Origin of the sequence: Marinomonas foliarum (assembly GCF_003337275.1) — a bacterium.
Classification (GTDB): Bacteria; Pseudomonadota; Gammaproteobacteria; order Pseudomonadales; family Marinomonadaceae; genus Marinomonas; species Marinomonas foliarum.
In genome coordinates, this window is the sequence record NZ_QPJQ01000046.1 from 13770 (window position 1) to 31124 (window position 17355).

Below are 17355 nucleotides of genomic sequence, written 5' to 3' on the forward strand. Positions count from 1 at the left end.
GGCCCTAGTCTTGAGTCGTTTCTAGTGGTGTTTCTGTTTCGACATCTGTCTCCATTATGTCGTCTTCATCTGGATCCGTACCATTGAATGACTCTAATTGTCTTAGGTATGCTTCCGTCACGATCAATCTCACCACAGGTGTTATGTTAATCATCTGGTTCTTACTGTCTTCTTCATAGGATTTGCCTCGAATGACAATGCCATGACGGCTGAATAAGGCCAGAATATCTTTGAATCGGGTTTCGTTTGGAATTTCGCGTTTAACTAGCTGTACGAATCTATCTAATATGGTGTGTGTATTGGTTGCCACAAAACCATTATCAACCTCGAAGTTCTCGATTTTTTCTTCGTAAATTTGACGAAGGACCAACAAGAACAAGGTTTCGTCCGTTTTCAAACGAACAAAAGCCTCTTTTTGGATTGGCAAGACGCCAGCAAGACGTTCATTCTCATTGATATAGAGCTTCATACCCAAAGCATCGAATAGGTTATCAAAGTAGTCTTGATAGGATTCAAGCAGCAAATAATGTTTTCGTTGGCCATGTTTGTAGGCGCTGGCAAACTGATTCGCAATCACAAAATTTGCCGTTTGTTGGAATTCTTGAGCGTCTTTGCCTGACTCTTCAACGACTTTTTTTAATTCTCTAAGCATTACGCTTTGCTCCTACGCACTACAGTAAATTCACGACATTCAACGAAATTATGCACATCCAAATACTGGTCAGTAAACTGTATCTCAAATGACTCTTCTATTTTCTTAGCACTTACGCCAAGAGATCCGACGTAACGCAAATGATCAAAGCAAACAAAGTCTTCTACTGATTCAATGGTAAAATCTAAAATGTGCTTGCTATCACCGATGGTTATTTGTTTATCCAAATAATTTTGCATTTTCGGGATGGTAACCTGTCGAGCTTCATGGAAGCGACGCTGATGATCGCGCAACTTTATCGCATCCGCTGATACTTCCGAAGGTGTCATTACTCGTGGTGGTGGTGGCTCTCGACGTTTTGTTGGTTGTGCAGCAGATGCCATGCCAACAAAGCGAGCACCAATAACATCTTTTAATATTGGTAGTTTGTCGAATTTTGCAACATCCGCAATAATACCTGCGACTTTGTTCGCCATGCCAGGACGAGAACTGTCCATATAACGTGCCGTATCAGCCGCTCGTTTTTCAAGGCGATATCGATATTCGTCAATACGTTCTAGGCGCTGTTCAATATTGCTGAAGGTTTGGATAATGTCTCGACAATCTTTCTCAACCATAGCTTGTGCTTCAGCCATAGTAATGAGTTGCTGATCAACGTAGCACTGAGCAACTTGCCCCATGGTTTCAGGGTTACTTAAGAAATCTTGTGTTAGTTCTAGTATTTGTCTTCTAAACCGAAATGGGTTGTTGCTCGTTTTGATGGTTTTATAATCGGCGATTAATATGCCCTCAACAAACAAGTCAAAAAAACCGGCAACAATGGCTTTAGGGTCTCGGCTGGCAAAGAGTTCTCTCTGCAAACTGCGTATACCAAGTAATATCTGATTGAGGTGAGCTGAAAAGTCTCTTGATGCCTCTGCTGATTGGCGTAAAGTGACCCCTCGTTCTTTGGGGTGTTTAGCAACGGACTCCAAATTACTCAAAATGCTTAATACGGTTGCCCCATAGTTGCGTTTACCATGTCGGCTAATTTCGACTAAAGAGCGCAACAGCATAGATATTTGTGGTGTCATGAGAACACTGACACGATACAACTCCTGCTCTTCCACTAGCCATCCTGTATTCACCAAACGATGGTAAATTCTTAATGCGTAATCATGGATGGTCTTTGGAGAATCAAAAGATTCTTTCTGATCGTCATGCCAAGCAAGCGTGTCTAACTTATGAAGCGTGTCTTCTATCGACTCAATAATGGTTGATTTATCTTTTATTGGGTCTTCTGCATGATCATAAAAAACATCCGCAAGATCGTTCAGCACAGCTTCAATTAATGCTCTGTTAGATCCGCTCAAAGCCTGAAATATTTCATCAGGTAAATGTTTAAATAGCATTTATCCGACTCCCTGAATTATCGAAAACTAATGGCATGTTTAAACCTTACCTAAATGGTTGGCTACGACAGTTTGCATAGCTTGCTTTACTAAGTCATCATCACCGATTGGAGGCAGTAGCTCTATCTGTAGGTCATCGCTTTGTAGTGCTGCTATTTGCGCAGGTACATCGTGTCTTAGATGTCGGCCAACCGCTAAGAAAAGTGGCAGCACGGCAACAGTTTTAACCTCTTCCCCTAACTTCTCGATAACATCTTCTAAAGAAGGAGTGGTAAGCTCCATATAAGCTAAACTCGCGTTATCTTTACCATAAGTTAGTGACACTTGATGGTAGAGTGACTCGAAGGGCTGTTTCCAAAGAGGATCGGGGCTTCCGTGTGCAAGAAGTATGATGTGATCGTATTCTTTGCGTAGCATTTTGATACCTAATGTTTCTCGATCCCCCATTTTAGCCATCCTATACCAGAAAAAGAAGGTGCAGAACAAAAAACCTTATCATCTTCTGCATATATTTTGCGAAATACAATCTATTCTGAAGTATCAGGAAGTTATTGATCCTATTTCTTTTTTTGTACGTATGTTTATTATCCACTTATATCGAGAGCGTGTTTTATGAGAATTTTGCTATCTGGTGCGACGGGGTTTATTGGTCGTTCTTTGCTTTCCACTTTATTGCATGAAAGCCATCAGATTTATGCGCTTGTTAGAATGAATAGTCAGCAGTTAGATCCTCGCATTATTCAGGTATCAATAGATGATTTAAAGCTCATCGACGAATGTTTTGATGTATTTATCAATTTAGCTGGAGAAAACATAGCTAACAAGCCTTGGACCAAAAAGCGCAAGCGGGCCCTTTTTGAAAGTCGAGTGACTTTGACTAACAGTGTTAAAAGTGCCTTGCAGCAGCCCCCTAAAACGTTAATTTCTATGTCTGCTGTGGGCTTTTATGGGGCGGAAACAGATGGCACCTTTTACGAAAACACCCCGCCTGGACCTGGTTTTGCGCACGATCTATGTGCAGCTTGGGAGCATTCGGCAGATAGTTTTTCATCCCAACAAACTCGTGTTGTGATTTATCGTTTAGGTGTTGTGTTGGGTGTGGGAGGAGCATTAGAAAAAATGCGCTTGCCTTTTAAACTTGGACTTGGCGGCCCTATTGCTGGTGGAAAGCAGTGGTTTCCATGGATTCACATAGACGATGTACTACAGGCTATTTGCTTTGCAATGAACGATAACTCTTACAGTGGAACCTATAATTTAGTGGCTCCTCAATTCATAGAGCAAAAATACTTTGCAAAGGCTTACGGGCTTTCATTAAAGCGCCCTGCTTTTTTGCCAATGCCTAAATGGCTATTGGATCTTATGTTGGGAGAAATGGCATCTTTGTTAACAAAAGGCGCAAGAATTGTACCTCATAGGCTGGAGCAAAAAGGGTTTGAGTTTAAGTTTGATGATGTTGAAGGTGCACTATCAGACATTGCTCTGCGCTATTAGAAAAAACATAATTAACGTTTTTTCTTTAATACAGGCAGACCCTTATCATCGTTAAGAGTGTTGGTGCATTTAGGGTAAGTAATACAGCCCCAAAAGTATCCGTTTTTACTCTTCTTGCGCACTAGGTAATGGCCACAGGCACGACAAGGGTATTTCTTTGTACTTGATGGGGTTCCATTGTCATCTTCGACTGTGACCTTGCATTCGGGATAATTAGAGCACCCCCAGAAAGCGTTGTCTTTGAATACCTTTCTGCGTAAAGGTGATTGGCAGGCTGGGCAAAGGTAACGTTTTGTTCTAACCGGCTTCCCTTGTTCATTATTGGCGGTGTAATCGCAGGATGGGTAAGACTCACATCCCCAAAATTCGCCATTAGCACCTTCTTTTAAAATCAATAGGCTTTCACATTTAGGACAACGATAGCGCACTTTTGCCGATGTAATATGGGCATCATCTTGTTCTAAGAACTCTTGCTCCCAATTATTAGCAGCGGTGTTTTTACGATCCTCATCCTTCACTGTTTTACTCTTTATTTTTGTGGCAGGTTGCGCTGTTTTCTTCACACTTTTTGCCATCTGCTAACGATCTAATTTTCGAAGCGCCTGCACGAGCACCATCAGCGGCAGCATTACCTACTTCTTTTGTTTTTTTCCAAACAGTAGCGCCTGTTTCTTTGGCTCTTTCGGCAGTCTTTCTTCCAAACTCCGATGCTTTTTTGCCAAACTCTGAAGCTTTTTCCGATGTATTATCAATTACTTCAGCAGTTGTAGACTTGGTTTTATTCCATAATATTTCAGTTTCGCTTTTTGCTTTATCAAACGTCGACTCATTTGCCTGCACCAAAGAGGATATTAAAAAAAGCGTGACAATAAATACTTTAAAACAGTTCACGATGCTGCCTTCTCGTTTGTGGATGTGGTGCTTTGAGATTTAAGGTCTAACCAAGACATTAGCTCAGAAATATCCACTAAACTCGTTAGTTGCGGATACAGCAATAAAGCGTCATCGGAAACCTCTTCGTGTTCCCATGTGCTGTGATAAGGAACGTGAATAGCATGGGCCCCAAGATCCAATACAGGTATTATATCGGATTTTAATGAATTCCCTACCATCAAAAAATTGTCAGTTGAAATCTGGTGACGCTGAAGTATCTGTCGGTACGATTCTGGATTTTTATCACTGACAATTTCTATGGCATCAAAGTAATCGGTGATACCTGACCGCGCTAATTTACTTTCTTGATCAAGCAAGTCCCCTTTTGTAATTACCAGCAAGCGGAAGCGGCCTTTTAATTTAGATAATACTTCCTCTATGCCTGGTAATAATTCAACTGGAGAGGCAAGCATACGCTTAGACAGCTCGATGATTTGGTGAATTTCTGTGCCTGAAATACGACCTTCGGTTAGTTCTATGGCGGTTTCGATCATGGATAAGGTGAAGCCTTTAATACCATAACCAAAATACTCTAAATTTTTAATCTGTACTGCCGCCAAATGAGAGCGCACATAGTCATCGTCGTGGTATGGCAAAAGTAGACTTATAAAATCGCTTTGCGCATTTATGAAGATGTCTTCATTTCGCCATAAAGTGTCGTCTGCATCAAAAGCGATTGTTTGTATTTGGTTACTATTTAAAAGCATTTCATGACCATTGTTGAGTGTTTTTTTCTATTAGGTTTACATATAACGCGACTTGGTCCAGCGTATCATTTAGGGCTGGTATGTAATCAAATGCCAGACCGCCATTGTCTTTGAACTCATCCCCAAGCTCTAAAGTAACCTCCTCAAGGGTTTCTATACAATCGATAGAAAAGGCAGGGCTAATGACATTGATTTTTTTAATTCCCATTGAAGGAAGTGCTTTTAAAGTTGCGTCAGCATAAGGTTTCAACCATTCTTCACGACCAAATCTGGACTGGTAAACATGAGTCCATTCGTGATCTCCTAGCTCCAACTGCTCTGCTACTAGCTGGCTAGTTTTTTCGCAGCGGCGAGCATAAGGGTCACCGTTAGAAACGTAGCGCTTTGGTATGCCATGGTAAGACAAGACAAGGTGACGTCTTTCGCCTTGCTTATCCCATTGATCACGAACGGAATTAGCGAGGGCCTTAATGTACATTGGATGGTCGGCATAATCATGCAAAAGCTGAAGTGACGGCCAATGAGGGCATTTTTTAAGGGATATCATTAGCCTATCGTAGGCTGCACCAGTTGTTGTCGCTGAAAATTGCGGATACATAGGAATCACTACGATATTTTTTACACCTTGTTCTCTTAAGGATTTTGCTGCTGACTCTACGCTAGGGTTACCATAAGTCATTGCTAACTCAACCGGGACCGAGTGCCCTGCTTTGTCAGATAAGGCTTTCTTTACATTTGTTTTTAAGCGATTGCTTAATACCAATAAAGGTGACCCTTCATCCATCCACACCTGCTGATAGACTTTTGCAACTTTAGGAGAGCGAAAAGGTAAAATAGCGAGGTTCAGTATGGGCTGCCAAATAAAAGGATTGACGTCTACCACGCGCTTGTCTGAGAGGAACTCTCTAAGGTAGCGACGAACATCAGATGCTTGAGGTCCATCTGGGGTTCCCAGATTCATCATCAAAACACCGTAATTACTTAAGTTATTCATGTGATACCTTTTGATTTCGATCCTAGGTTTATTATAAACCCATACAATTGGGACAATAATGGAAATACCAAGTTTACCGGCACGTGATTCTTTACTTTAGAGTGTACAATTAAGCAATCCACAGGCGGACTAATGAGCAGGCCAGAAAGACGATAAAGCCAATTGATAAAACTTTTTTATCAAGCGCATTTCCACGGTCACGACATAATAAGTAGAAGGCAAAATGACTCAGCCCTAGAATCAACATGGATGGGATATGTATTGCGCCGGCAAAACCTGATAGTTCAACGATTTCAGATGCTTTTGCTGGAAAAACAAAACCAATTAGTGCTGCAATAGATGTGAATACGGCAAAGCCATTAATTGTCCCCGTACTCAGTCTCGTGTCAGTTTTGTTGAATTTTTCTAAGCCATACGCGAGCACACTCCCACAATGCCCAGAAATGACGGACGAGGTTCCAATAATTAAACCTATTGGTAATGCAGTGCTTTTATGAATTGCAAGGTTTTTACTCTTTGATAGCGATGAGCGAAACATCATGCCGATGATAGTGATAACAACCAGCGTACTAAAGCAGATTTTGAATACATCGAAACTGATTAACGAAAGCAACTGAGCGCCAATGACACCACCCATAGCAATTCCAGGAGAAAAGCGAATTAGGTGCTGAGAATCGACTGCACCCTGTTTCATTGAGTGGATCCAAGCAAAAAGGTGCGTTGGGATAAAAGCGGTAATACAGGTCGCTACTGCTGTCAGCATGAATTCGTTTAATGAATACCCAAATATAGGCAAAAATAAATACAGAGCAGGAATAGCAATAAGTGTTGGAGCAATAGAGATTAAAGCAGTAATAGAGCCTGTGGTAGCTCCAATAAAGAGCAATAGTATAATCATTTCTATTGTTGGCATAAGATAAAACATCCTTCCTAGCCATGGGAGAAACCGACAAAAAAGCAGACACAGGTCTGCTTTTTTGTCGGGTCAAATCAACTGGTCAAGATTAACAATTCAAAAGTTAGTCTAAATATTATTCCTGATCAACGACGGTTCTCATTCTATCTTGAACCAAAGTAGCTAGTTTATCTGGCTGAAATTTAGACAAAAAATCATCACAGCCCACCTTTTGCACCATTGCCTTATTGAAGCTACCACTGAGTGATGTATGTAAAACGATGTAAAGATCTTTCAGTCTTGGGTCTTCACGCACTTCTCGCGTTAAACGGTACCCATCCATTTCAGGCATTTCTGCGTCAGTGATCATCATCAGTAGCTTTTCTGGAACATTTTCACCTTCATCAGCCCACTTCTTAAGGGTCTCTAAGCCACGCTTTCCGTTGGTTGCCTCATGCACTTTTATACCTAAAAAATTTAATGTGGAGCGACATTGGGCAAGAGCAACAGATGAATCGTCCACAATTAAAACCTCTAAACCTTTTGCAAGAGATAATAGGTCTTTATCAATAACATGATCACTGATACTGCCGTCATAAGGTGAAATTTCAGCTAAGACCTTCTCCACATCAATTATTTCAACGATGCGATCATTGACGCGAGTGATGGCCGTTAAGTAATGTTGACGACCTGTGCCATCTGGCGGTGGCAATATTTCGTTCCAGTTCATGTTAATTATACGATCTACTTCACCAACCATAAAACCTTGAACGGTATTATTATATTCTGTCACAATTAAGTTACATGGTTGAGTGCGGTCAATAGGTCTCATGCCGACAGCTTCTGATAAATCGATAACGGGTACCGTTCTACCTCGAAAATGTGTAACGCCTGCTACAGATGGGTGACGATGTGGCATTAAATTAAGCTTAGGAAGCATGACAACTTCTTGAACCTTAAAAACGTTTATTGCAAACATTTGCATTCCACCAAGTCGAAACATGAGTAGTTCCAAGCGGTTTTCACCCACTAACTTGGTTCTTTGGTCTACAGCGTCTAACATGCTTGCCATATTTTACTCCAAACATTTTAAATTTAAGGCGTTAATCAATTCTTACCATGATATTGTATTCGGCTGACGGTTACAGTATTTTTTTGCGTCAACTCTTCTTTCAAGGATGTGCAATGAGTAATAACGACATACTTTTCTGCCGTAAGGCAGTTGTTAACCGCGGTTCGGATACCGTTGCATATTATATTCTGCACCCTGTAGCTTCTTCAGATAGCCACAATTCTTTATTTTTAAGTGCCTTGTTTGTAGATGTTAATCTTAGCGAGATTACACAACAAAAAACTATCTACATAAAGACTAGTTTAGACGAACTTCAAGCATTGCCATTACAAAATAACATTCATGCCGTGTTTTTTTTAAATGCAGCTGAATTAAATGAAGAAAATTTTGAAATCCTCTCTGATTTACGTTTGCAAGGTCATGTATTGGGGATCTCTAATCCTCAGGTATCTGACTTTTCGTCAGAGTTCTTTAATATATTTACACATGTACATTTTTCACTAGATCGGACGTCTGTTAATGATGTGATATCACGTTTAGCTGGCCCACTTTTGGAACTTAAAACAATTTGGGTGAATAAAGTAGAAACAGCGGATCAATATTCGCTTTTACAGGAAAAATTGCCAGTTGGTCAGTTTAGCGGAAATTTCATCCATAAAATGACGTCTGTAAAAGGTAAGCGAATTTTAGCTTATCAGGCTATTTTGATTGACCTATTAGCCGCTCTTAATAATCGTGAGACCTCACCTAAAAAATTAGCAGAATGCATTGAACGTGATCCAACGCTAACATATCGCATTATTAAGCTTACCCACTCTGCTATGTATCGCAGTCAATTCAATGTATCAAACGCTCAACGAGCCATTGAGATCATAGGTATCAGGGATCTAATCAAATGGGTTAGCCTCGTTATGCTTGGCAGTGTCGATGGAAAGCCCGCTTGTATATTCTCCATGGCGCTTTCTAGAGCCTGTTTTTGCAATAACTTATCAGCTCTTCTATTTCCCAAATTAGAAGGTGCTTTTTTGGTTGGTCTCTTTTCATATTTGCCTAGTTTCTTAGATGAAGAGCTGGAGGTGTTATTAAAAGATCTTCCTTTGGAAGAGAATATTAAGATTGCCCTCATTGAATCAAAAGGTAACTTAGGTGGGGTGTTGAAAGTAGTTAAGGCTTATGAGGCTGGTCAGTGGTCGAAAATTCCATTTGATCACTTAATAGATAGAGAAATAACTCAAGAATCCCTTAGAGAGTTGTATGTGAAGAGTTTAAAAGATGCTAGAGAAATGGGGGCATTTTGATTGATATTGGTGTAAATATTAACCATTCATGCTTTCTGGATGATTTAGACAAAACCATAGAAGATATGCTGCAAGCTAGCGTGAAAGGCATGATTTGTATTGCTTCAGATATGGTAGAAAGTCAGCTTGTTCAATCTTTAAGCCTAGAGCATTCAATGCTCTGGAATACGTTAGGTTGTCACCCTCATCAAGCGAAAACCTGGAACGCACAAAGTCAACTTGAACTAGCTTCTCTTATCGACAAAGCAAGGCCTGTTGCGATAGGCGAAACGGGCTTTGATTTTAATCGTAATTATTCTACGCCTGCCGAACAACGCTATGCGTTTAGTGAGCAAATTGAGCTTGCTAGTCAGTATCAGCTACCACTTTATCTTCACGAGCGAGATGCACACCAAGAAATGATAGAAATGCTGTCAAAGTTTCCTAACTTGGCTAAGAAATCAGTCATTCATTGCTTTACCGGTTCTCGAGCAGAATTAGATCGTTATTTGGCTCTGGGGTTGAGTATTGGTATTACTGGCTGGGTATGCGATGAACGTCGAGGCGCAAACTTAAAAGCATCTATTCCTCACATTCCGCTGGATAGGCTGCTATTAGAAACGGATGCCCCCTACCTATTGCCACGAAATATTCGCCCACGTCCAAAAAAGAATCACCCCAAATTTTTGCCATGGGTTGCTGAGGAGGTTTCCAAGCTAAAAGGTATTTCGCTTGAGGAATTAGTTAAAACAACCACAGAAAATACTGAGCGAGTTTTCGGTATTCGCCTCTAAGTCTTTAAGGTGGAAGCGTACAAACCACATGACTTTAGAGTAGGGAAATTTGTTGTGACAGCAGGCTCGCCATATTGGATTTGAAAAATGGTAGTATGCTGTCAGCAATAGGTTCTATCTGCTTTTCGATGTAATGCTCGTAGTCCAAGTCAATTAAGTCCTCACTGCTTTCATAAGGCACCACACCAGCACGTTGATATAGATAGTAAACGCGCTTTCTGCCTTTATTGTATTCCAAAGGAAGTCCCTGCTCTGCTCTTTTTTGATCTATCATGGCAGCAGCTCTGACATGAGGCGGCTTATTTTTGGTGTAAGATGATAAAGGTCTGCTGAGTTGTTTATTGTAAACCAGCTGGTCATCATAGACTCCCGCTCTAAGGTTACTAATAGTTTCTTGGATATAAGTAATAGGATTTTCGTCACTAAACACTTTTTCAAATAAAGTGCGCTGAAATTTGCGAGCCAAAGGTGTCCAGTCTGTTCTAGCTGCTTCCAAACCTTTAAAGACTAATTCCCCCTTTGATAAACCTGCATAGCGTTTTTTACTACCTTCTTCCTGCCCACGTATGGTCGGCATAAAAAACCGTTCATAGACACGCTCAAATTCCAATTCTAGGTGGGAATCAAGCTGAGCGTATTCCTTACACCAGTTGACTAAGCAAGCATTGATTTCATCGCGTAATTGTTCGCCTTGCTTTTGTGGGTCTTCTATATCGCTATTAAGAATTACGAAGAGAGAGTCTGTATCGCCATATATTACTGTTGCGCCTCGTTCTTCCATCCATACTTGCGTTCTTCCTAGTAATTCATGGCCTCGCATTGTAATCGAGCTTGCGAGCTCGGCATGGTAAAAGCGACAGACATTTGAGCCCAGTACTCCATAAAAGGAGTTCATAATAATCTTGATTGCATAGCTTAAGATGTTATTACCTGTCTTTTTTGCTTCTTCGCGTGCTTGGGCAAGCTCCCCGACCAATGAAGGTAAAATAGCTCGTTGGCGATCAAAATGAGCACCGAGAAAGCCTGGAACCAGCAGTAATGATGATTTGTCTTGAGCTGAAAGGTTTTGAGAGTGTTGAGCCGTTATGCGAGCCAAAGGATCAACATAAAAAGTGCGAATAATACTGGGGTACAAACTTTTAAAGTCAAACACTAAGACGTTTTTATAAAGTCCAGGTATGGATGACATAACGAAACCACCTGGACTGGCGACGAAATCATCAGTGCTCCAAGCAGGAGCCACCCAGCCAGCAGAGTGTAATCTAGGTAAATATAAATTCTCGAAAGCCGCAACGGAGCCTCCAGTTTGTTCAAACGGAATACCAGTTAAATCCACACGGGTTTGTTGTAGCTCTATGAGTTTTAATTTTTCAAAAATGCGCATAACAAGATCGCAATCTTGAAGATTGTAGGCAACAAAAGCTTCAAGATCCTCCTTGTGAAGGCGTTCAATCTCTTGCCAGCGCTCACTGCCATGTAACAGCTTTCCATCGTCGAGTATTTCATTGCTGACATTGTTTAGGCTATAAGACTCGAAATGATATCCGCCAACTTTAAGTAAAGTAATACCGTCTAAGGCGACTCTCCCAGGAATACTGGCAAAGTACCTTCCTTGATTGTCAGAGGAGCGAATATTCCAACTCTCCCCATTCACACCAAATGCTGGGCGAATACCTAATATCTGACAGCGCTGATCAATAAACTGCAAATCAAAGCCAATTAAGTTCCAGCCGATAAAAATGTCTGGGGAATGCTTTCGTACATAACGAATAAACGCCAGTAATAAATTTTTTTCATCGCTAAAACGATGAATAATGTGGGAAGCTTTTTCTTGCTCAGTTACAACAAATGCAATGCGTTGATCCCGAGCTGTAATGCCAATAGACAACAATGTATTGGTTGAAACTGACGTCTCAATATCCAAAGACCAAACATTCCAATCGGGTTGCCAATCCCCTGCAATGACTCTTGCTTGATGAAACGTTTGATTACTAGAATCGGGGATGCCAATAAAGCGCACTGCGCCACGTATATTACGTTCCATCAAATATCGGTTGTGGGCTTTTATGTCTTCTTCAAAAACAGCAAAGCCATTGTTCTTAACCCACTTAATCATCTGCTGGTGTAGCATCAGGCTGTTGCTTTGAACCAATGAAACCGGTTCGTTATTAAATGATTTCAATTGTGATGCTGAACATTGAATGCCAGCGATATCTTTGGGAAGTTTCTCTAACGGCGTATCTGTAAAAAATACACTCAGCTGTCTATCTGGAAGGACCTTTACGGTTCCCTCTGGAGTTTTTATAAAAAGGCTCATTTCAATATGGCCGTCAACCTCGCGCGTATGACGGCTCACAATATAGCCAGTTTTTTCTACAAACATCTAAACAGCCTAATGTATTTTTAAAATGGTCTACATTATAACCCACGCAGTAGTAGCATGGGTGGCACTTTTAGTACTGTTCTGCTGGCAAACACACCTATGGTTGTTATTACCAAAACACCAATAGCAGGGCCTAGTATCCATAGTAGTGGGTGAAAGCTCGCTTCAGCGTTGAATACAAATACCTGCAAGCCAAACAAACAGGTTTCTGCCCCTATGGCAGCAATCAAACCAGAAAAGAAGCCCAGAGCACCAAACTCCACGAGAAGAGCTTGTCTAACTAATGCACTTCTTGCGCCGAGAACTCGCAATAACGCGCCCTCTTCGAGACGCTCTTCTAGAGTTGAGCGGACACTAGCTAACAACACCAAGGCACCAGCACTCAATATACAAAACAATACCAATTGAATTGCCTTAGAAAGCTGCCCTATGATGGCTTGTATCTGCTTTAAGATATCACCCACGTTCAAGATAGATACCGTAGGATACTGCGCCATCGCTCGATAGAAAGACTGAGCTTCGGTATCACTAACAAACAAGCTGCTAACAAAATTGGCAGGGTAATCCTCTAACGCACTTTTAGGTAGGATCAAATAGAAGTTAGGTTGCATTGATCCCCAATCAACCGTGCGAATAGATGTGATTGGCAAGGTGACGAGGTTGCCGCCAATGTTAATTGTTAACTCATCCCCAAGTGATAAACCCGCTTCTTTAGCAGCATCTTGCTCAACAGAAAGACCTTGTGCAGAAAAATCACCAGCAACCAGCTCATTACCTTGTCCAAGTGTGTCTGACCATGTCAGGTTAAGTTCGCGCTCATATAACTCTGGTTCACCTCTTTCCTCAGGATAAAGTGATTGTACTGTTTCATTATTTACTTCAGTTACACGACCTCGAACCATTGGATACCAAGCAGATGCTTGTACACCTAATTCAGATGTTTGGGCATTAATTGGCTCAATCTGGTTTGCCTGCACGTTGAATAAGTAGTGATTTGGTGCATCTTCAGGAAGTTGTTGCTGCCAATCTGCAATCAAATTTGACCTGACTCCAATAAGGATTAATGTGAGCATAATGATTAATGTGAACACCAATAGTTGGAACAGGTTTGGAACCAGTCTTCGGTATAGTGAAGCAAGGCCTATCTGCCAGCCGCTGGTGGCTCCAGACGTTAGTGATCGCCCTAATTTAAAGGCGAACCAACCAATAGAGGCGACAAGAAGCGCGATCCCTAAAATGGCCGCTGTCATGATGCTCGGTAGCAAAAAGCCGTTAGTGTATAGACACATAAGGCCAAACATGCCGATAAAGCCAATCAAGTAGATTGCAAAGGAGTTAAACTCAATTTTTGCATTAGGCTGTAAAACAGATAAAGGAGATATCTTGATAAGGTGAGACATGAGAGGCAGGCAAAAAGCCACCATAGAAACTAAGCCAGTTGCCGCACCTAACCATAAACGTCCAATTGAAGGCTCAGGCAAAGCCGTCGACATTAATCCAGATAGCAGGGAAGCAATAATTTCTTGTATTCCCCATCCGATACCTAAACCGACTACAGCACCAGCAACGAATAACACAAATAGCTGCAGAAAAAATAATCGGCCTAATAGCTTAGGAGTGGCGCCAAGTGTTTTTAGAATAGCTACTTGCATCAAATGGCGTTTTACAAAGCGAGAAGAAGCTAGAGCCATGGCGACACCAGACATCACAACCGCTAGCGTACCTGCAAGCAATAAAAAGGATTCAGCGCGGCCTATGGTGTCTCCGATACGTTCACCACGTTGTGTTGGGGTTCGCCAGCGCTGACCTTCGTTTAATTGTGGCGTGATCCAGTCTTCGTATTCATCTAGTGATGCCCTGTCTCCTGCAAGTAATAGAGAGTAGCGTACTCGACTGCCTGGAATGATTACATTCGTAGCGGCTAGATCAGCCATATTCATTACAGCTCGAGGTGAAATTGCAAAAGCGGAAGCGCTAGAGCCAGGGTCGCGCACTAGAAACTGGGTGACAGTTAACGCTAAGTCACCTACTTCAACCTGATCACCAAGGCTAACGTTAAGTAAGCTGGCTAAGCGTGATGATACCCATACTTCGCCTTGGTTTGGTGTCGCAGTGGAACTTTGCCCCGTACCAAAGAGCATATCATCGATTAAATAGGCGCCTCTTAGTGGATAACCATCAGTAACAGCACTTAATTGCGATAGCTGAAGCGAGTTGTCGGCAAACATCATAGTGGTAAAAGACGTTCTTTGGGCTGTCTGCAGAGTTAAATTGGATGCCTTTTTCTCCCATTCTGCTGGAATAACATCATCTGAACGGATTAGTCGGTCGGCCGCTAAAAGGTTTGCTGATTCTTTTTCAAAGGATAATTGCAAGCGATCGATAAACAAACCTATTGATGTCACCGTACTAACGGAAATAACCAAAGCCAATAGAAGTGTGAGCAGGTCGCCACTGCGAATATCTCGGAACATTAGTCGAAAGGCGAAACTCATAAGGCTTTTTCCGTTAGCTGACCTGCAGACATGACCAATTGACGATCACACATTTTGGCTAATTCATTATCATGGGTCACCATTACCAATGTCGTGCCTTGTGATTGATTAAGATCGAATAGCAATTTGATAATGAGTCTGCCGTTCTCTTCATCGAGATTGCCTGTCGGTTCATCTGCAAACAGTACCTTAGGATTTGAAGCAAAAGCACGTGCAATAGCAACACGTTGCTGCTCACCACCAGACAACTGATTTGGATAGTGCGTTAAGCGGTGTGATAAGCCCACTTTTTCTAGCAGTGATTCAGCTTTCTCTCGTGCGTCTATATCTCCCTTTAGCTCGGCGGGCAACATGACATTTTCAATAGCCTGTAAGCTTGGTAATAGGTGAAAAGACTGGAACACAAAACCAACATACTGACCACGAGCAAGAGCCCTTTCTTCCTCAGATTGATTTGAGAACTCTTGATCATATAGGAAAATATCACCGGATGTGTTGACATCTAATCCTGCCAACAAACCGAGCAAAGTTGACTTACCCGAGCCAGATGAGCCGACAATGGCCACGGACTCACTTTCTTTGATTTCCATATTAATTCCTTTCAATATGGTTAAATCCCCTGTATTTGACGTCACGGTATGAGTTAAATTAGATACTTTAATCGCGGTGTTTCTATCCATAGTGATTCACTCTAAAAAGGTTTGATATGTTAAAAAAACAAATAAGACAGTGGTTTACAATAGTGACGCTCATGTTCATCAGTTCGCTTGCTTCGGCTTCCACTCTACTTGTTATGGGAGATAGCCTTAGTGCGGCATATAACTTACGACAACAAGATGGCTGGGTTAGTTTACTAAAAAACCAACTTTCACAATCTCACCCAGAAATAGACATTATTAATGCCAGTGTTAGTGGTGAAACAACGCAAGGCGGCCTTTCTCGTTTCAATGATCTGCTAACAACGCATAAACCAAACTTGGTACTATTAGAGCTTGGTGCTAATGATGCTTTACGTGGTTACCCTTTAGATCAGACCACTAGAAATTTAGAAAAAATGGTTGAGCAAGCTCATGTTAACGGTGCCCTTGTGTTGTTGATTGGCAACCAAATCCCGCAAAATTATGGCAAACGCTATACAGAAATGTTCTTTAATTTATATAAGAATATCGCGACTAAGTACGATATTGCCTATATGCCATTTATGCTTGAAGGCGTTGCTCTAAATAAAGATCTAATGCAAAAAGATGGGTTACATCCGAACAAGGATGGGCAGCCCATTGTGTTACAAAATATACTGCCATATTTAAAGCCACTATTAGGCAGAGTTAAATAGATAAAAATAAGGAAAGCTCGATGAAAGCGGTTTTTTTAGATAGAGGATCATTCCCTGACCACATAAATATCCAATTACCCGTTAAAGTTATTGATGTGGTGACATATGAAAACACACCGATTGAACTAGTAGCGGAACGCATTAAAGATGCGAATATCGTGTTGACCAATAAAGTAGTGGTTGACGCCACTGCGATCAACGGTGCAGCGGATTTAAAACTCGTACAAGTAATGGCAACAGGCACAAATAATATCGATTTAGACGCCTGCAAAGACAAAAATATCAGCGTCCAAAATGTGTCTGGTTATTCGACAACCAGTGTACCAGAGCATACTTTTGCTATGCTGCTGGCATTAAGAAGAAGCTTGTTTTCCTATCTAGATGCCGTTAAAGCAGGTAGATGGTCTTCCTCTGAATACTTTTGTTTTCTTGATTATCCTATTAAAGATTTGTCTGGCTCAACTATGGCTATTTTTGGTAATGGATCATTAGGCAAAGAAGTCGCTGCTATCGCACTCGCATTTGGAATGAAAGTTGTATTTGCTGAGCGTAAAGGCGCTACAAATACAAGACCGGGCTATATCTGTTTTGAAGAGGCTTTGAAAGTAGCAGATGTTATTAATATTAATTGCCCATTAACGCCAGAAACAAAAGACTTAATCAGTGATGATGAGTTTTCGTTAATGAAGAATAGTTGTTTGTTATTAAACATCAGCCGTGGCGGTATTGTTGATGAAAGCGCATTGGTGCGTGCTTTTGAAAATAATGCGATTGCAGGTGCTGCCTTTGATGTTGCTACGCAAGAACCAATGCCTCTAGATAACCCACTTCAATCATTAAGGAACATACGAACAAGTAAGACAATTTTTAGCTGACTTTCAGCTTGTGACAGTATTTCCTCAGAAGCGACATTTAATCACCACTTAACCCACTTG

General features: G+C 41.3%; 17 protein-coding genes. 5 read left to right on the forward strand and 12 right to left on the reverse strand.

The features are described from left to right. Positions 1–4: 4 nt before the first annotated feature. Genes DFP77_RS17895 through DFP77_RS17905 form a run of 3 tightly spaced genes read right to left on the reverse strand, consistent with a single transcriptional unit; the run spans position 5 to position 2490 of the window. Positions 5–652 (reverse strand): DUF4194 domain-containing protein, encoded by a 648-nt coding sequence (locus DFP77_RS17895; RefSeq protein WP_114413575.1) that lies wholly within the window; start codon positions 650–652, stop codon positions 5–7. After that, positions 652–2043 carry a Wadjet anti-phage system protein JetA family protein gene (locus tag DFP77_RS17900; protein WP_114413576.1) on the reverse strand — a complete coding sequence of 464 codons (1392 nt, stop codon included), beginning with the start codon at positions 2041–2043 and terminating at the stop codon, positions 652–654. The genes DFP77_RS17895 and DFP77_RS17900 overlap by 1 nt, the downstream gene beginning before the upstream one ends. Positions 2044–2082: 39 nt before the next feature. After that, positions 2083–2490 carry a sirohydrochlorin chelatase gene (locus DFP77_RS17905; protein WP_114413577.1) on the reverse strand — a complete coding sequence of 136 codons (408 nt, stop codon included), beginning with the start codon at positions 2488–2490 and terminating at the stop codon, positions 2083–2085. A 165-nt stretch (positions 2491–2655) separates the two neighbouring features. On the opposite strand from DFP77_RS17905, the gene DFP77_RS17910 reads away from it, so the two are divergent. Continuing rightward, positions 2656–3537: a TIGR01777 family oxidoreductase gene (locus tag DFP77_RS17910; RefSeq protein WP_114413578.1), complete on the forward strand. Its 882-nt coding sequence runs from the start codon at positions 2656–2658 to the stop codon at positions 3535–3537. An 11-nt stretch (positions 3538–3548) separates the two neighbouring features. On the opposite strand, the gene DFP77_RS17915 is transcribed toward DFP77_RS17910, so the two are convergent. From DFP77_RS17915 to DFP77_RS17940, 6 genes are all read right to left on the reverse strand, one after another. Then, positions 3549–4055, reverse strand: coding sequence for a DNA topoisomerase family protein (locus DFP77_RS17915; RefSeq protein ID WP_114413579.1), 507 nt, complete (start codon positions 4053–4055; stop codon positions 3549–3551). Positions 4056–4059: 4 nt separating this feature from the next. Next, on the reverse strand, positions 4060–4428 hold the full coding sequence (locus tag DFP77_RS17920; protein WP_114413580.1) for a hypothetical protein: 369 nt from the start codon (positions 4426–4428) through the stop codon (positions 4060–4062). Then, positions 4425–5177, reverse strand: coding sequence for an HAD family hydrolase (locus tag DFP77_RS17925; RefSeq protein ID WP_114413581.1), 753 nt, complete (start codon positions 5175–5177; stop codon positions 4425–4427). The genes DFP77_RS17920 and DFP77_RS17925 overlap by 4 nt, the downstream gene beginning before the upstream one ends. 1 nt (position 5178) lies before the next feature. Further along, complete coding sequence (gene hemH / locus DFP77_RS17930; RefSeq protein ID WP_114413582.1) at positions 5179–6171, reverse strand: ferrochelatase; 993 nt, start codon at positions 6169–6171, stop codon at positions 5179–5181. Positions 6172–6280: 109 nt separating this feature from the next. Beyond that, positions 6281–7084: a sulfite exporter TauE/SafE family protein gene (locus tag DFP77_RS17935; RefSeq protein WP_181858590.1), complete on the reverse strand. Its 804-nt coding sequence runs from the start codon at positions 7082–7084 to the stop codon at positions 6281–6283. 118 nt (positions 7085–7202) lie between these two features. Continuing rightward, on the reverse strand, positions 7203–8138 hold the full coding sequence (locus tag DFP77_RS17940) for a chemotaxis protein CheV (protein WP_114413584.1): 936 nt from the start codon (positions 8136–8138) through the stop codon (positions 7203–7205). Between the two features lie 113 nt (positions 8139–8251). Here DFP77_RS17940 and DFP77_RS17945 point away from each other — a divergent pair, with 113 nt between their 5' ends. Then, the gene (locus tag DFP77_RS17945) at positions 8252–9436 is read left to right on the forward strand and encodes an EAL and HDOD domain-containing protein (protein ID WP_114413585.1); all 1185 of its coding nucleotides are present in this window, start codon (positions 8252–8254) and stop codon (positions 9434–9436) included. After that, a complete protein-coding gene (locus DFP77_RS17950) occupies positions 9433–10209 on the forward strand; it encodes a TatD family hydrolase (protein WP_114413586.1) in 777 nt (258 codons plus the stop codon). The genes DFP77_RS17945 and DFP77_RS17950 overlap by 4 nt, the downstream gene beginning before the upstream one ends. Before the next feature lie 34 nt (positions 10210–10243). Here the strand turns inward: DFP77_RS17950 and DFP77_RS17955 are convergent, their stop codons facing one another. The 3 genes from DFP77_RS17955 to DFP77_RS17965 are packed head-to-tail and all read right to left on the reverse strand — an operon-like array spanning position 10244 to position 15767. After that, the gene (locus DFP77_RS17955; RefSeq protein WP_114413587.1) at positions 10244–12592 is read right to left on the reverse strand and encodes a DNA polymerase II; all 2349 of its coding nucleotides are present in this window, start codon (positions 12590–12592) and stop codon (positions 10244–10246) included. 35 nt (positions 12593–12627) lie between these two features. Continuing rightward, positions 12628–15087: an ABC transporter permease gene (locus tag DFP77_RS17960; protein ID WP_114413588.1), complete on the reverse strand. Its 2460-nt coding sequence runs from the start codon at positions 15085–15087 to the stop codon at positions 12628–12630. Beyond that, positions 15084–15767 (reverse strand): ABC transporter ATP-binding protein, encoded by a 684-nt coding sequence (locus tag DFP77_RS17965; protein ID WP_114413589.1) that lies wholly within the window; start codon positions 15765–15767, stop codon positions 15084–15086. Before DFP77_RS17965 ends, DFP77_RS17960 begins: the two co-directional genes overlap by 4 nt. Before the next feature lie 71 nt (positions 15768–15838). Between DFP77_RS17965 and DFP77_RS17970 the strand changes: the two genes are divergently transcribed. Together DFP77_RS17970 and DFP77_RS17975 are read left to right on the forward strand one after the other, a co-directional pair. After that, a complete protein-coding gene (locus tag DFP77_RS17970) occupies positions 15839–16420 on the forward strand; it encodes an arylesterase (RefSeq protein ID WP_239544085.1) in 582 nt (193 codons plus the stop codon). A gap of 20 nt (positions 16421–16440) precedes the next feature. Next, positions 16441–17295, forward strand: coding sequence for a D-2-hydroxyacid dehydrogenase (locus DFP77_RS17975; RefSeq protein WP_114413591.1), 855 nt, complete (start codon positions 16441–16443; stop codon positions 17293–17295). Positions 17296–17355 lie beyond the last annotated feature (60 nt).